This window comes from Rothia sp. P6271 (assembly GCF_048512995.1).
Classification (GTDB): Bacteria; Actinomycetota; Actinomycetes; order Actinomycetales; family Micrococcaceae; genus Rothia.
The window spans coordinates 29,849-45,321 of sequence record NZ_JBLXXV010000001.1 but is presented as its reverse complement, the minus strand read 5'-3'; the positions used below and the strand labels follow the sequence as shown (position 1 = coordinate 45,321).

The following is a 15,473-nucleotide window of genomic DNA, read 5'->3' as shown; positions in this document are numbered from 1 at the left end:
CACACCATGAAAACACTGATTCATTCAACCCAAATTTTCTCCCCACAAGACCAAAAACTCTCCACAGGATGGGCCATTATTGAAAACGGAAAAATCACCTCCCAAGGTGTAGGAGAACATCCTCAGCTAAAAGAAGAACACGAAATACTCGATGGTACCGGAAACATCCTAACTCGCGGATACACCGATATTCATTGCCATGGTGGCGGGGGAGTAGCCTTCGAAGATCCCGAAGAATGCCATACTGCATTAAAAACGCATCGAGAACAAGGCACACTACGTGTTATTGCATCGTTGGTAACGAACCAAGTTCCTGACATGTGCGATACCGTTGCCGCACTAGCCCAACGCTGCCAAGAATATGCTCAACCAACACAAGAGCATGCAGCACTTGTCGGAATTCACCTTGAAGGCCCCTTCCTCTCACCCCTACATAAAGGCGCACACCGTGAAGACTATCTCACTGCACCAACACCAGAACTTGCAGAACAGCTGATTGAAGCTGGTCAAGGCTATATTAAACAAGTCACTTTAGCTCCTGAAACTGACCGAGATTTAGCTGCCACAAAAACTTTTGTACGACATGGTGTTCGCGTTGCTGTTGGCCACACTGACGCTAATTATGAACAAGCTAAAGCTGCTTTCGACGCAGGAGCGACACTGCTCACCCACACTTTTAACGCTATGAGCCCTTTGCATCACCGGGCGCCCGGACCTATCGCCGCCGCTTTAGACACCCCAGATGTTACATGTGAAGTCATTGTTGACGGCACCCACGTATACGCACCGATGGTCAGAATGCTTTTTTCTCAAGCCTCTGAACGTGTCGCACTGATTACCGACGCTATGGCAGCTGCTGGTTGTTGCGATGGAAACTATAAACTAGGAAGCCTCGACGTGACCGTTAAAGACTCTGTAGCACGGCTAGATTCTAATGGTGCTATTGCGGGAAGTACTCTCACTCTTGGACGAGCAACTCGCACCGCGTACTCCTTTGGTATTCCTTTAGAACAAGTACTCTCTTCAGCAACCACCATACCTGCTCAAGCCCTGGGAATTTCTGACGATTATGGTCTGCTCTTGCTGGATGAGGAGTTGCACCTTGTACGTTCGTTTGTCTAAGACCTTCGGATATTGTTCAAGAACTTGCACGAGTACATAAAAAACATGAAACAATATACGAGGAATACACAGACGAGGAAACCCTAGGGACGTTCATGAAACCGCTTGTAATAGGAATTGCCGGAGGAACCGGCTCAGGAAAGACTACGTTGACGAACGCTCTCGTAGAATCCTTCGAAGGTCAAGTTGCCGTGATATACCACGATAACTACTACAAACGTCACGACGAGCTCAGCTACGAAGAACGTTGCCAACTCAACTATGATGCCCCTGAAGCTTTCGATAACGATCTGCTCATTGAGCACCTTGATGAACTACTCAACGGGCAAGACATCGAAACTCCAGTATACGATTACACGGTACATAATCGTTCAGATCAGACGATGTCTGTCAATACCCGACCTATTATCATCATTGAAGGTATTCTGATTTTCGCTGAAGAACGGATTTGCTCACGTTGCGATATTAAGATTTTTGTTGATACTGATGCAGATGTTCGTATTCTTCGTCGTATGCGTCGAGATGTTCTTGAACGTCAAAGAACTATCGAATCGGTAGAACAACAATATCTCACCACAGTAAAGCCTATGCACGAGCTCTATGTGGAGCCTTCAAAACGGCAAGCTGACATTATCGTCCCAGAAGGGGGCAGCAACCTCGTCGCTTTAGAAATGCTCATTCATCGGGTGCAGAACCAACTAGCTATTTCCCAACCATAAAACGTTCTCCACAGAAAAATGCTGGGGTGCGGAGAAACCCGAAGAGTTTTCTCCGCACCCCAGCATTATCTGAGAGATACGATAATTTAAGAATTCTTGTTCTTAAGAGCTGCTAGACGTGCCTCTAACTCACTTTGTTTGCCGAGTTCTTCTAACTCATTAAACTGGGCATCAACAGAAGAAGCTGCTAGTTCTTGCGCACCACGAACACGCGCTTCTTCACGACGAACTTTCTCTTCAAAACGTGAAAGCTCTGACTGAGGATTCATAATGTCAAAGGACTTCAACGAATCATGAACCTGAGCTTGAGCTGCCGCATTCTTTTGACGAGCAACAAGCTCATCACGCTTCGCAGAAAGCTCACGTAGCTTCTCTTGCATCTTTGCTAGACCGTCTTTGAGCTGTGCTACAGCTTGAGTCTGAGACTCAATCTGCGGTTTAGCAACGGCCATCTCTTGCTCAAGGCTCATCTGACGGCCAAGAGCGACTTTTGCAAGATTATCGAACTTATCTGCATTAGCAGTATCCCCAGAAGCACGGAATTGGTCTGCTGTACGTGAAGCAGAGAGCGCCTTATCTCCCCATTCTTGCGCTTCACGCTCATCAGAAGCATAGTCTTCTTCAAGGAGGCGAAGATTACCAATGGTCTGCGCTACTGCTTGCTCTGCTTCGGTGATATTAGCGGAATAGTCACGCACCATCTGATCAAGCATCTTCTGGGGATCTTCTGCAGCATCTAGCAAAGCATTAATATTTGCTTTTGCTAACTGTGCGATACGGCTAAAAATAGATTGTTTTACCATTGGGTCACTTCCTCAAAAGTTTCCTAGTATTATCGAGCCTCCACAAGGAGACAATAACTATATTGTGTCAGTGTTTCTTCATAAGATACCGAGAAAACACCTAAAAATCATAGGGTTTATCAAAAATTAACTTTAGAAATTTCCGCCAGTACCAGGTCCATCGAAACCACCAAAGCCACCGTCAAAACCACTATCAAAACCTCCACCAAAACTCGTATTACCAGAAGAAGAACCTCCACCGTTGAGCAATGTTCCTAAGAGGATTCCGCCCAACATTGCAGAAGGATAATCCCCATGCTGTTGCTGCCCGAAACGTTGAACATCCTGCGAGGAACGGTCTTTTGCCTCTGTTGCTAAACGAATTGCCTGCTGCGCATGTTCTAGTGCGCTAACAGGGTCTTGATGCTGTAACTGTTGAGCCTGTTGAAGATAACGTTGTGCCTCTTGTAAGGCAGTGCGCGCCGGCGTTTTGACACCACCGCGACGTGCTCGTACAAATTCAGAAGCACTATGAACCTGTGTCTGGGCAGAGAAGAGAGTGTGTTTGAGACTCTCACGGGCACGTTGCGTCTGCTCCTGAAATTCTCTAATCTCTTTGAGAGAATCATCAAGATGAGTACGTGCATTCTCTAAACGACTCAACATTGCTAAAGGATCAATCTGTTGGTTCTGAAGATGCGCACGAATCTGCTGAACAACACTTTGAAGACCAGCCGCTGCGCTCGCCATGTGTGCACGGTCTTGGTGCTGAGCAAAACTTTGTGCTTCGGCAATATCTCGTTCTGCTAGAAGCAGTGCGTCTTCGACAGAGCGCTGCGCTTGTCTTAACTGTTCGGGCGATGCCATGACTGACTCAAGCAATTTTTGTGCTTGAGAGAATGCTTCTTGGGTTGCGTGGATGTCGGCTGAAGCTTGATTGTGTTGTTGCTCGGAGACTTTCTCCTCAGCAATTTTTAGGCTACGACGACCGAACTCTAAACGCTCTACAGCTTGTTGATAGTTATCGGTTGCCTGCTCTAAAGCAGATGCTGTGTAGTGGTTCTGTAGCTGCTCTATCACTGCTAATGCCTTGGGTCCTTGGGTGCTAAGACTTTGAGAAGACTTCTGTAACGTGGCAATGAGTTCTGGAGCGTTACGAGCGATTTGTCGTAGCTGGCTAATGCTACGTAATTCTTGATGGAGCTGAGTAATAATGTCTTGGCAACGAGAAATAATATCTTCGAGCCACTGACGTTGGTCTTCTTCGGTATCGGGAATATCGTCGTCAAGCTGCCGTTGTAATTGGAAAGCTTTTTGAAGACTATCTTTTGCGGTAGAGATTCTTTCGACGAAGCTGTGAACCGCAGAATCCCCATATTGCATGCGCGCAAACTCGAGTTCTTGTTCTGCCTCAGCTATAGAGTTATCGGCCTGTAAGAGAAGGGAATCGGCGTTGGCACGTAACTGCGGTAGCGGGGTAGAAGAGGTACGTCTTTCATATGAGGAGGCTGGGACTCTACGTAATTTTCGAGAGTTCTTTCGAGAAGCATAGTATGCGGCACCGCCGACTCCTAATACTGCCAGACCACCGAGCATACCGAAGGTTCCTAGTGAACCGTCTGAACCTTTTCTGGCCTGTTCGATGGCTGTCATTGCGGCGATAGCAGCCTGCTGATAGTCAGATTTTTTGAGGTAAGGAAATACCTTATTCTGGTAGATATCTTGAAGTTGCTCTTCGGAGAGAACTTGCGAACTACCTGCTTGGAAATAGGCTTGACGTGAATCGGTGGCGACCGCTAGAACAACGTCATTAGCTCCCATATTATTGAGTTGTGCTAGTTCCTTGACCCATGCTTGAGCTTGGTGTGGGTGTTCAAAATCTTTGACTAAAACAAGGTAAAAATTCATATTCTCTTTTTGAGAGAATTGTTCAATTTCTTCGGAGAGTCCCTGACGCTGAGATACGAGGTGAGCTTCATCAATGATTCGAGTGTCGGCGGGGATTTTCATGGGTTCTTCTGCGAATGCAGGTACCTGAACAGATGCCAGAAATACCACGGAACTTGTGAGAAGTGTCCTGAGAAAAATGCGATTTTTTGCCATGTCTTCCTCTGTGCCCCTTATCTGACGGTAATGAAGAATCTTATGCTCATTCTAAATCGTTATTTTTTCTTTGGTAGAGCATCAGCAAATAATTCGTCTTGAGCGTAGAAAGGGAACTAGGAAAACTTCTAAGAAGCTCCCAGAAAATAACCAGAGTAAGTTCAATAAAACTTCAGATAAATGATAGATAGTAAAGATACGTAAAAATAGTAGATATTTGAACAGGCATAAACTGACGGTATCGACAGATAACTTTGAGATAAGAAAGAAGAACAGCAATATGTCACAAGAACCTTGGAACCAGCAACATAATCCCCACAACTCCGGATACCAACAGAACCCCTACACCTCCGCAAATCCCTCATCACAAAACCAACAAACCCAGAACAACGCTGCGGCGAATCAAAACGGCTATGCCGGCGCATACCAAACTGACTCACCTTACTACACTTCCTATAACGCTCCCTACTTCGAGGAGCAGTCAAAAACACCTAAAAAATATGCAGGTGGCGTACTCCTCGGTGCTGCACTCATCGCCTCACTCATCGGAGGAGGAGTGGGAGCAGGCGTTGTGGCTCTCTCGCAAAAGACCTCATCAACTATCACCACCACCAATGCCGGAACGACCATCGTCAATAACACAGATTCCGTTAACGCCATTACTGCCGCTGTCGAAAAAGCGATGCCATCAGTCGTTACCATTGGTGTTGTTGCACCAGGAGCTACCGGTTCTGGCTCCGGAATCATCCTCGATGGAGAAGGTCACATCCTAACCAACACGCACGTTGTGACCCTTGATGGAAAAGTTAACAACCCGACAGTCGAAGTCCAACTATCAAATGGACACACCGTTGGAGCAACTGTTGTCGGAACAGACCCCACCAGTGACCTTGCTGTTATCAAAATAGACCCCAACGGACTAAACCTCACGCCAGCAACCCTAGGAAACTCCCAAAAGCTTAACGTTGGAGAAACAACCATCGCAATTGGTGCGCCACTAGGATTACAAAACACCGTAACCGACGGAATTATCTCAACCCTATCCCGAACCATTCAGGTAGCCTCATCAGAAGCGCCCGAAGAAACAGCCCAAGAAGAACGCCAACGCCCCAACCTCGGAAACCAAGACCTCCCTTTCCAATTCCAAATTCCCGGACAAGATATGGACGGAGTACCTGCACCAAAGAAAACTATCTCTTTGAACGTTCTTCAAACAGATGCTGCCATTAACCCCGGGAACTCTGGTGGTGCACTCGTCAACACCAAAGGCGAAGTCATTGGTATCAACGTTGCCATTGCCTCAGCGCAATCAGGACCCTCCTCATCAAGCTCAGGAGGCAACATCGGCGTTGGATTCTCTATCCCCATTAACTACGCTCACCGTATTGCTCAAGAAATTATCAAAGACGGCGTAGCAACTCACGGATTCCTTGGAGCTAACGTCTCTACCTCACCAGCCGATAACGACCAAAGCGAGATGTTTGGTGACGGTGCTCATATTGAAGAAGTTGTTCCCAATAGCGCAGCGGCAAAAGCGGGTCTGCAAAAGGGTGACGTTGTTACTATGTTTAACGGGCATCGTATTACCGACTCCACAGAACTGACCGCCAGCGTCAGAGAAGCAGCCGCAGGGCAGACCGTCAAAGCAACCATTATCCGCAACGGCTCATCTGAAGAAAAAGAAATCACTCTCGGCAACGCCGCAGACGCACGGAAAAAATAACACCAATACCTTAACGAAAAATACATAAAAATAGGAGGGACAGCAGGTCATCCTGCTGTCCCTCCTAATAAAAACTCGTTTATCTTGCGTGAAGATACAACTTAAAGTAGTGCCCCTGAGAAGTCATTCTGACGCCATGCTTCATATACTGCAATAGATGCAGAATTTGCAAGATTTAGCGAACGACGTCCTTCTAACATCGGAATACGAACCCTCTCCGTGATTTGCGGGGCGTTCTGAACATGCTCAGGAAGACCAACAGATTCAGGGCCAAATAAAAGAACATCGCCGGGATGATACGACACCTGCGCAAAATTCTTCTGCGCCGTCGTCGTAAAAGCAAAAACACGTTCAGGCTTAAGCTCTTCCCACGCTTGCTCAATATTTTGATGTACTTGAACAACCGCAAGATCATGATAATCCAAACCAGCACGACGCAAATGCGCATCATCAAAGTTGAACCCTAAAGGTTCCACAAGATGTAACTTTGCCCCCGTAATAGCCGCTAAACGAATAACATTTCCAGTGTTACCCGGAATCTCAGGAGTATAGAAAAGAATATTAAACACACCTCTAGTGTATGCCTTCCCTCATCGCCTTTGTCATCATCAGCATTGACCCGCCACAGAGAAGGTGAAACATTTCATGTGCTCGTCTAGGATGATAAGCGTAAAATAGTGGAGGCCAAATACCGCTAGATAAACCAAAGGACCTGTTCTCATGAAACGTACATACCTTGATCATGCGGCAACCACACAACCACTAGCATCCGTAATTGACGAAGTAACAGAACACCTAAAATACAGCGGAAACGCTTCAGCCTTACACTCTGCAGGACGCAGAGCACGTGCGGTTGTAGAACAAGCCCGCGAACGTATCGCCCAAGCTGTAGGCTGCGATAGTGCAGAAGTAATCTTTACCGCAGGCGGAACTGAAGCCGACAACCTCGCCATTAAAGGTATCTACCGTAAAAGAACTCACATAAACCCCCAATGCCGGCGTATCCTCATCAGCTCCATAGAACATCATGCTGTGAGCGAATCAGCAGAATGGCTCGAAGCGCATGAACAAGCGCAACTATGCTGGATACCCGTAGACTCACACGGCCTTATTGACATGAAAGCACTCAAAGCTCTCATCGAAGAAGACCCCGAAAATACGGCTCTCATCACCGTCATGTGGGCGAACAACGAAGTTGGTACCATACAACCAATCCGCGAAATTGCAGAACTCAGTGACACCTACAATATTCCGTTTCACACCGACGCAGTACAAGCCTTCGGAGCTATCCCCATCAACTTCCGCCAGATAGGGGCAAACAGCATGGCAATATCTGGACATAAAATGGGTGCACCTCAAGGTATCGGCGCACTGATTGCTACCCGAACTACCGCACTAACGCCAGTCCTCCACGGTGGGGGACAAGAACGAGCCGTCCGCTCAGGAACACTAGATACCGCAAGCATTGCCGGATTTGGTGTAGCTGCTCAAGAAGTCACCCAACACCTCGCTGAAGAAATGGTGCGCCTTGGGACACTCCGGAACACTCTCATTGAACGTATCCGCCATGAGATACCCAACGCAACACTACGCGGGGCAGAACCCGAATCAATTGAAGAACTGGAACAAGAAGGCGCCACCCGCCGGCTACCACATAACGTACATTTCACCTTTGACGGCTGCGAAGGAGATTCTTTGCTCTTCCTCCTCGATATGGCCGGTATAGAATCTTCTACTGGCTCTGCCTGTAATGCTGGAGTGCCGCGTCCTTCCCACGTGCTACTTGCCATGGGAGTTGATGAAGAACACGCACGTGGCGCACAACGTTTTACCCTCGGACATACCAGCACTAGCGAAGACATTGAGGCCCTCATGGAAGCGTTGCCCGGAGCTTATGAACAAGCCCATAAAGCTGGTTTAGCGGCGCACGTACCGAATGAACACATCTGGCATTAGCAATTTGGTAAGTTGAAGACTGTCTTATACGTTCAGAGCATTCACACACAGCAATACGAAGGAAAAATATCTTTATGAAAATCTTGGCTGCAATGAGCGGCGGTGTTGACTCTGCCGTTGCCGCTGCACGCGCGGTAGAAGCCGGGCACGACGTTGTCGGCGTCCACCTCGCACTATCACGCATGCCCGGAACCCTTAGAACCGGAAGCCGCGGATGCTGCACTATCGAAGACTCCATGGACGCACGTAGAGTCTGCGACCAGCTAGGTATCCCCTTCTACGTATGGGACTTCTCTGAACGATTTAAAGAAGACGTCGTTGACGATTTTATCTCCGAATACGAAGCCGGACGCACACCTAACCCTTGCATGCGTTGCAACGAAAAAATTAAATTCGCTGCACTCCTCGAAAAAGCGGTGGCGTTAGGCTTTGATGCCGTTGTTACCGGGCACTACGCAAAAGTCATTAGCGACGAAAACGGAAATCGAGAATTGCACCGTGCTGCAACCTGGGCAAAAGACCAATCCTATGTTTTGGGCGTACTTACTCACGAACAACTCAAACACGCATGGTTCCCCCTCGCAGACACACCGTCTAAAGATGAAGTCCGTGCAGAAGCTGCACGACGAGGATTCTCCGTCGCTAAAAAACCAGATTCTTACGATATCTGCTTCATTCCTGAAGGTGATACTCGCGCATGGCTTGAAGACCATATCCAGATGAGCGAAGGTAACATCAAAGATACTCAAGGGAACGTTTTAGGCCAGCACCCTGGAGCTCAAGCCTATACTGTAGGGCAACGTAAAGGACTTGCTATCGGACGTCCAGCACCCGACGGAAAACCTCGTTTCGTACTAGAAATTCGCCCCAAAACGAATGAAGTCATCGTCGGTTCGAAAGACTTACTCGCTATTGATCGTATCCGTGGTATTAGAACCACTTGGGCAGGGCTACCCATTGATTGCGTACAAGAATTTCTTAACAAAACACCCGAACTGAACGCTCGAAGCGATAGCTTTGAAGTCACAACCCAAGTACGTGCCCACGCTGATCCTGTTGCCTCAACCGCATATATGCAGTGGGTTCTTGACGATGAAAACACCACAGACACAGAAAAAACTTCATTACGGTTAGAAACCGTCGTGCACCTGAATGAGGGGTTGCGCGGAGTAGCGCCCGGACAGACTATGGTGATGTACCAAGGAACTCGTGTTCTTGGACAAGCCACTATCAACCGTGCATATTCCACGGAAAGAGAAGATATTAACGCTTCATAAAAATAGTCATCACATAACAGCGTACAACAACTCACCAAAGGTAAAAACATGCCTGACGCACAAGACATCCAAGCACATAAAGAATTCGACCAGCGTGCATCATCGTTAAGAGGACAGGTTCAGCCAGAAGTCCTTGAAGAGCTTTACAGCATCCGGAAAATTATCGATAATCTTGACGCTGCACTGATGCATATCTTGGCAGAACGTTTTAGAGCGACACAACGAGTCGGACATCTCAAAGCTAAACACCAGCTACCAGCTGGAGATCCTGCCCGAGAAGCTGCTCAAATTAAACGTTTGCGTTCTCTTGCGGAACTATCTGATTTAGACCCAGAATTTGCAGAAAAATTTCTAAATTTCATCATTTCAGAGGTGATCCGGCACCACGAACAAATCGCGCAAGAAAATAACGGAACACCCTAACTACCAGACATCAAAACTGCTATCACCAAGATCATGGGGATAAAAACCTCACAACATTCAACATCGTGAAAATACAAACCATCACTGAAGCACCTATTAGGGTACGCGCCAGCGCAACCGGAACTCTCAGCGGAGAAAACTTACTTGACAGTATCTTCCGCGTTCGCGGAGAACTTGGAGACCCCCACCTGCCCTTTCTTCCGGAACTGCCACAACGTGGATACGCTGCAACTACACTTGCCAGAACTATCGCCACTCTCGATGAACTCCACGCAGAAGGGGTATCCTACGGGTGGAAGCTAAGCAATGGTACTTCTCGAGAAAGCCAACTTGCCCGCTCCACATTCCGTTCGGATATCAACCTACTAGCTGACATTATCGGACAAGAAGAAGACCGAGGAGAGAACCTCAAACTACAATTGATGGGCCCTGTTTCCCTTGCCGTATCCCTCTACTTGCCTAATGGGGAACGAGCCATCAGCGACTATGGAGCCCGTCGAGATATCCGAGACTCCTTCCTTAACGGACTTTTTAACTGGATTGATACCATCGATACAGCAACTGGCTCTCAACACCTTTACCTTCAACTTGAAGAGCCGTATCTTAATGCAGCATTGACAGGTAATATCCCTACCGCAAGTGGGTATCGAACCATTCGTCACCTACCGGAACAAGAACTTCAAGAAACCTATAGCATCGTCCAAAAACACTTACAGCAACGTTCCATTTCACTCGCTATCACCGGATGCGATATACAGACTCTGCATACAATAGATTCAATACCTGACGCGCTATGGTTTGATACCACCGGTTACACACAACACGATTGGGAAAAAATTGCTCCTCACGCCGAACGAGGAAAAGAACTCTGGTTAGCAGTCACCGGAAATAACATGAGCTTTGACGTCCCACCTCATGCATACCATCTCTGGAAAAGCTGGCGTACTATCGGACTGCCGGCTCACTACCTATCACAGGTAACACTTTACGATAATGCAACTCTTCACCTCATGAGCGTTGACGATGCTACCGGAATGTTTAAAGAACTCGTTCAAACAGCTCAGGCACTGAGCGAGATAGCTCAAGACTCATAAGAATGTTCCATGATGATGTCCCACCTCGTAAGAAGAACACGATAGACTAGGGAAGACACCGTGACCCTATGGGAGAAAAATGAACTCTACAATTCTCATCGTTGATGATGACGAAGCTCTCGCCGAAATGGTTGGTATCGTCCTAGCACAAGAAGGTTATGAAACCGTCTTTTGCGAAGCTGGAGATAAAGCTTGGGACGCTTTTAACATCAACCAGCCAGACTTAATTCTATTAGACCTGATGCTTCCAGGGATGAGCGGTATCGAGGTATGTTCTAGAATCCGTGAAGAATCAGATGTTCCTATCATCATGCTTACCGCTAAAAGCGACACCGAAGACGTTGTACGCGGGTTAGAAGCCGGTGCCGACGACTATATTGCCAAACCCTTTAAACCTGCAGAACTTTTAGCGCGCATCCGTGCTCGCCTGCGTCCGCGTGAAGAGCATAGCAACGAGCCACTTCGCGTAGGCGGTCTAACTATCGACTTAGCTGGCCATACCGTTTCTCGTGATAGTGAGTTGATTCCTTTAACACCCCTAGAATTTGAGCTTCTTGCTAACCTTGCACAGCAACCGGGGCAGGTTCTGACCCGCGAAACACTATTAGGTAACGTATGGGGTTATGAGAAAACAGTAGATTCTCGCCTCGTTAACGTCCATATTCAGCGTCTACGCTCAAAGATTGAAGAAGACCCTGAAAACCCTAAGATTGTTTTAACTGTTCGTGGCGTAGGATACAAAGCAGTATCCGATAGGACGCGCCGTTAGGCATTGTTGTGGCTAAACATTTTCCTCAGGCCCCTCCCACGACCATCAGCCAGTACCGCAGTTTTGCACGGTGGACACGCCCGCTGAGACGTTTTCGTTTACGGTGGCATCAGTCTTTGCAATTTCGTGCAATTGCTGCCGCTATTGTGTTGTTGATTGTGACCTTCATTTTTGTTGGCTCTTTCCTCTCCTCGCAGATAGCGAACTCGTTATTTAGAGGTAGAGTAGACCAAGCGCTACAAGACTCGGCGGCTGGCTTTTCAAATGTGCAATCGCTTCTTGACAGCTCCGATGCTACCGGACGATCTGAGATCCACCGTAACGTGTTGAGGTTCTTGACTGTGCTCGAAGCTGGGGGAGAAGAGTCTGAGAAACAATGGGTTCTTGCCCCGAACAAAGGAACATCTGCTCAAGGGTTTATCTCTGAGCAGAGCCAGCATGACACGATTAGCACTTCTGATATTCCTGCAGAATTACGAGATACGATAAGTCGCAACGAAGGTATTTATTGGCAATCTGCAAGTCTTAATATTGATGGTCACCGACAGCCGGTCATCTTTGTGGGAACGAGTATCCGTATCCCTCAAAATCCTGCATATGGTTTGTATCTGGTCTATGATCTTTCCTCTTCGCAGACCACACTGCAATATATCAACCTTGTGGTATGGGTAGCCTTTTTTATCTTGTTGCTTATCGTTGTCACTATTGTTTGGTATATTACGCGTTCTGTGATTCGTCCTATTTCTTCTACTGCTATCACCGCTGAAAAGCTTGCATCTGGCGATTTGGGGCAGCGTGTCATCGTTCGAGGGCATAACGAAACTGCTCGTTTAGGTAATTCTTTTAACCGCATGGCTGATAGCCTTGAAAATCAGATTTCTCGTCTCGAAACACTTTCTACGATGCAGCAACGTTTTGTATCGGATGTTTCTCATGAGCTGCGTACGCCTTTGACTACGGTTCGTATGGCAGCAGAGATGCTTTATGACGGTCGTGATGAGTTTGGTGCAGCATATCGTCGTCCTACCGAATTGCTTTATCACCAAGTAGACCGTTTTGATGCTCTGCTTGCCGACCTTCTAGAAATTTCTCGTTTTGATGCTGGATCTGCGACGTTGGATGCGGTGCCTGTACAATTCATGGCAGTACTTGAGGAGGTTCTTCTTTCGGTAGAACCTCACCTGCAACGTACTGGCACTGAGCTAAGGGTTCATCATGATAATAGTGATATACCTGTAGAGATAGATCACCGCCGTATTGAACGAGTGTTAAGAAACTTGTTGTTTAATGCTGTGGAACATAGCGAAGGCCAGCCGATTGACGTATATATTGCAACCTCTGAGACGGCACTAGGTGTTGCTGTTCGTGACCACGGTGTAGGTCTTAGCGAAGAACACGTAACACAGGTTTTCAATCGTTTTTGGCGTGCAGACCCTTCACGTAAACGCACTCTTGGCGGTACTGGTTTGGGGCTTTCTATTGCTGCTGAGGATGTGCGTTTGCACGGTGGCACTTTAGAATGTTGGGGACGTCCGGCAGAAGGCGCCTGTTTCCGTATGACTTTACCTCTCCGTCAAGGAGAACCTATGAGAAAATCTCCCGTACGGTTATCAGGGGATCCTCTTCCTCCCGATGAGTATCTAGATATTGACGTTCCGACTTCTACCGATCCCGATGTTTTTGACGCTGATGATAAGAACCAGCATGGTGAAAGTTAGATGAAAAAAATATATTCTTCTACCAAGGTTCGTTATCTTGGTTTGGGCTTATGCTTTCTTGTTGGCGTAAGTGGCTGTGCAAGTATTCCACAAAGTGGCTCTGTGAATCACTATGCAGATTCTCAAAGTACAAATACCGACACTCGGAGCAGTATCGTGCTTGATCCTCCTCAGGACGGGGCAAGTCCCACGGAGATTATTCAAGGCTTTTTGCGTGCTGGTGCTGGTGCGAAAGATGATTATCAGGTGGCTCGTGAGTATCTGACGGAAGAGTTCTCTAATTCGTGGATACCTGATGAACGTACTTTGGTATATCGAGATTCTACAACATTAGATATAAGCCCAGATACTGCAGGCAATGACGTCCACCATGGCGATGAATATTCTGTGACGGTTCCTGTCGCAACTTCTATTGACCGGCGGGGAATTGCAACATCTTATGCGGAAGTCTCTCCAGAAGAGCTTAAGTTTAAAGTGGTGCAAGTCAACGGTCAGTGGCGTATTGCTCAGGCTCCGCAAGGAACTGTGATGAATCATCATGATTTTATTCAGGTTTTTGCAACATATACCCTGTATTTTTATGATCCCACCTATACCTATGCTGTACCTGATATTCGTTGGTTTGCTGATCGCCCGACGGTTGTTACCTCTATTACGAAGGTTCTTCTTGAGGGTGCTGCACCGTACCTTGAGGGTGCTGTCAGCAGCGCTATTCCTGCGGGCACAACACTAACTCGCAATTCTGTTCCGGTTGAGCAGACTGTCGCTCAAGTGAGCTTACATGGAGATGGACTAGACGCGGATATTTCACAGTTAGATATTGAACGGATTAATTCTCAGCTGACACAAACCTTGTCGTTATTAGGTGGTATTGACTCCGTCAAATTGACGTTTGACGACCAAGAGGTGAAAGCTGGCTCTCTTGATAACTATGTTGCCCCGCAAGTTAACCCCAGTGTATCGGGTAACATTGTTGCTCTTGATGGGAACCAGCTGGTGACTCGTAGCGAAATTTTCAATGATGCAGATCAACAAAAAATTGTTGATGTTGGGTTAGCTAGTCCTCGAGACTTAGCAATGGATTACACTCGCAAGAACTTTGCGTTTTTGGATTCTTCGCAACAGTCACTATTTTGGGTCTCTGATCAGAAAGTTACCCATATGTTTGATGGTGTTGGGTTAACCCATCCATCTTTTGACCAATTCCAGTGGTTGTGGAGTGCTGATTCTACAGGCCGATTGCGTGCTGTTTCGTACGTGAATTCGCAGGAGAAAAAGCAGGTTGATGTTCGTTCTCCATGGTTAGAAGGATACGACGTTAAATCTGTTCGTGTCTCTCGTGATGGTGCGCGTGCGGCGGTTGTTGCAACTCTTGACGGCGAAACGTATGTGTGGGTCTCTGGTATTCACCGTAGTTCAGACCATCAACCACTTGAGCTGACCTCTCCTGTCCGTTTAGGGACAACCCTTGATACTACTGATGTTTCGTGGACGAGTGACCAGAGCCTCATTGCGGCAGACGAGGTTTCCGGAAAGTCTGAGATTATTTATTTGTCGGGAGAGATTACTTCTGTTGAACGCTTAGATAGTTTGTCCCTTATTGCTTCTGGAGCAGGGAATAATCAGATTATCGCGCAGACGAAGGACGGGCGTATTTACACCTTGGTTGACCGTGGCTGGTCTCGTATCGACATTCCACTGCATGATGTCAGTTATTCGGGATAACGTTTAGACGGTCATCACGGTGTAAGGATGATTCGCCGTCTTATCCACAGATGTACGGATGT

The 15,473-nt window shown here is 47.3% G+C and carries 13 protein-coding genes; 10 read left to right on the top strand and 3 right to left on the bottom strand.

The genetic code is table 11. The features are described 5' to 3' along the window. Positions 1-6: 6 nt before the first annotated feature. Entirely contained in the window at positions 7-1,122 is a 1,116-nt protein-coding gene (gene nagA / locus ACN08X_RS00205) for an N-acetylglucosamine-6-phosphate deacetylase (RefSeq protein WP_419107571.1), read from the top strand. A gap of 11 nt (positions 1,123-1,133) precedes the next feature. Beyond that, on the top strand, positions 1,134-1,841 hold the full coding sequence (udk, locus tag ACN08X_RS00200; RefSeq protein ID WP_419107772.1) for a uridine kinase: 708 nt from the start codon (positions 1,134-1,136) through the stop codon (positions 1,839-1,841). Positions 1,842-1,927: 86 nt separating this feature from the next. On the opposite strand, the gene ACN08X_RS00195 is transcribed toward udk, so the two are convergent. Both ACN08X_RS00195 and ACN08X_RS00190 read right to left on the bottom strand, forming a co-directional pair. Then, entirely contained in the window at positions 1,928-2,644 is a 717-nt protein-coding gene (locus ACN08X_RS00195; protein WP_419103539.1) for a PspA/IM30 family protein, read from the bottom strand. A gap of 132 nt (positions 2,645-2,776) precedes the next feature. After that, a complete protein-coding gene (locus ACN08X_RS00190) occupies positions 2,777-4,726 on the bottom strand; it encodes a TPM domain-containing protein (RefSeq protein WP_419107570.1) in 1,950 nt (649 codons plus the stop codon). Positions 4,727-5,006: 280 nt separating this feature from the next. On the opposite strand from ACN08X_RS00190, the gene ACN08X_RS00185 reads away from it, so the two are divergent. After that, positions 5,007-6,449 carry a S1C family serine protease gene (locus ACN08X_RS00185; RefSeq protein WP_419107569.1) on the top strand — a complete coding sequence of 481 codons (1,443 nt, stop codon included), beginning with the start codon at positions 5,007-5,009 and terminating at the stop codon, positions 6,447-6,449. A 101-nt stretch (positions 6,450-6,550) separates the two neighbouring features. On the opposite strand, the gene ACN08X_RS00180 is transcribed toward ACN08X_RS00185, so the two are convergent. Next, on the bottom strand, positions 6,551-7,018 hold the full coding sequence (locus ACN08X_RS00180; RefSeq protein ID WP_419101552.1) for a tRNA (cytidine(34)-2'-O)-methyltransferase: 468 nt from the start codon (positions 7,016-7,018) through the stop codon (positions 6,551-6,553). 151 nt (positions 7,019-7,169) lie between these two features. On the opposite strand from ACN08X_RS00180, the gene ACN08X_RS00175 reads away from it, so the two are divergent. The 7 genes from ACN08X_RS00175 to ACN08X_RS00145 all read left to right on the top strand — a co-directional run bounded on the left by ACN08X_RS00175 (position 7,170) and on the right by ACN08X_RS00145 (position 15,411). After that, positions 7,170-8,405 (top strand): cysteine desulfurase family protein, encoded by a 1,236-nt coding sequence (locus ACN08X_RS00175; protein ID WP_419101551.1) that lies wholly within the window; start codon positions 7,170-7,172, stop codon positions 8,403-8,405. Positions 8,406-8,479: 74 nt separating this feature from the next. Continuing rightward, positions 8,480-9,682, top strand: a complete 1,203-nt coding sequence (mnmA, locus tag ACN08X_RS00170; RefSeq protein WP_419103534.1) for a tRNA 2-thiouridine(34) synthase MnmA — start codon at positions 8,480-8,482, stop codon at positions 9,680-9,682. Between the two features lie 48 nt (positions 9,683-9,730). Continuing rightward, on the top strand, positions 9,731-10,105 hold the full coding sequence (locus tag ACN08X_RS00165; RefSeq protein WP_419107568.1) for a chorismate mutase: 375 nt from the start codon (positions 9,731-9,733) through the stop codon (positions 10,103-10,105). Positions 10,106-10,170: 65 nt separating this feature from the next. Then, positions 10,171-11,199 carry a hypothetical protein gene (locus tag ACN08X_RS00160; RefSeq protein WP_419105498.1) on the top strand — a complete coding sequence of 343 codons (1,029 nt, stop codon included), beginning with the start codon at positions 10,171-10,173 and terminating at the stop codon, positions 11,197-11,199. A gap of 79 nt (positions 11,200-11,278) precedes the next feature. Next, the gene (gene mtrA, locus ACN08X_RS00155; protein ID WP_419101546.1) at positions 11,279-11,968 is read left to right on the top strand and encodes an MtrAB system response regulator MtrA; all 690 of its coding nucleotides are present in this window, start codon (positions 11,279-11,281) and stop codon (positions 11,966-11,968) included. An 8-nt stretch (positions 11,969-11,976) separates the two neighbouring features. Beyond that, complete coding sequence (mtrB, locus tag ACN08X_RS00150; protein WP_419107567.1) at positions 11,977-13,686, top strand: MtrAB system histidine kinase MtrB; 1,710 nt, start codon at positions 11,977-11,979, stop codon at positions 13,684-13,686. Between the two features lie 102 nt (positions 13,687-13,788). Beyond that, on the top strand, positions 13,789-15,411 hold the full coding sequence (locus ACN08X_RS00145) for an LpqB family beta-propeller domain-containing protein (protein ID WP_419107566.1): 1,623 nt from the start codon (positions 13,789-13,791) through the stop codon (positions 15,409-15,411). The last annotated feature ends 62 nt before the right edge of the window (positions 15,412-15,473 follow it).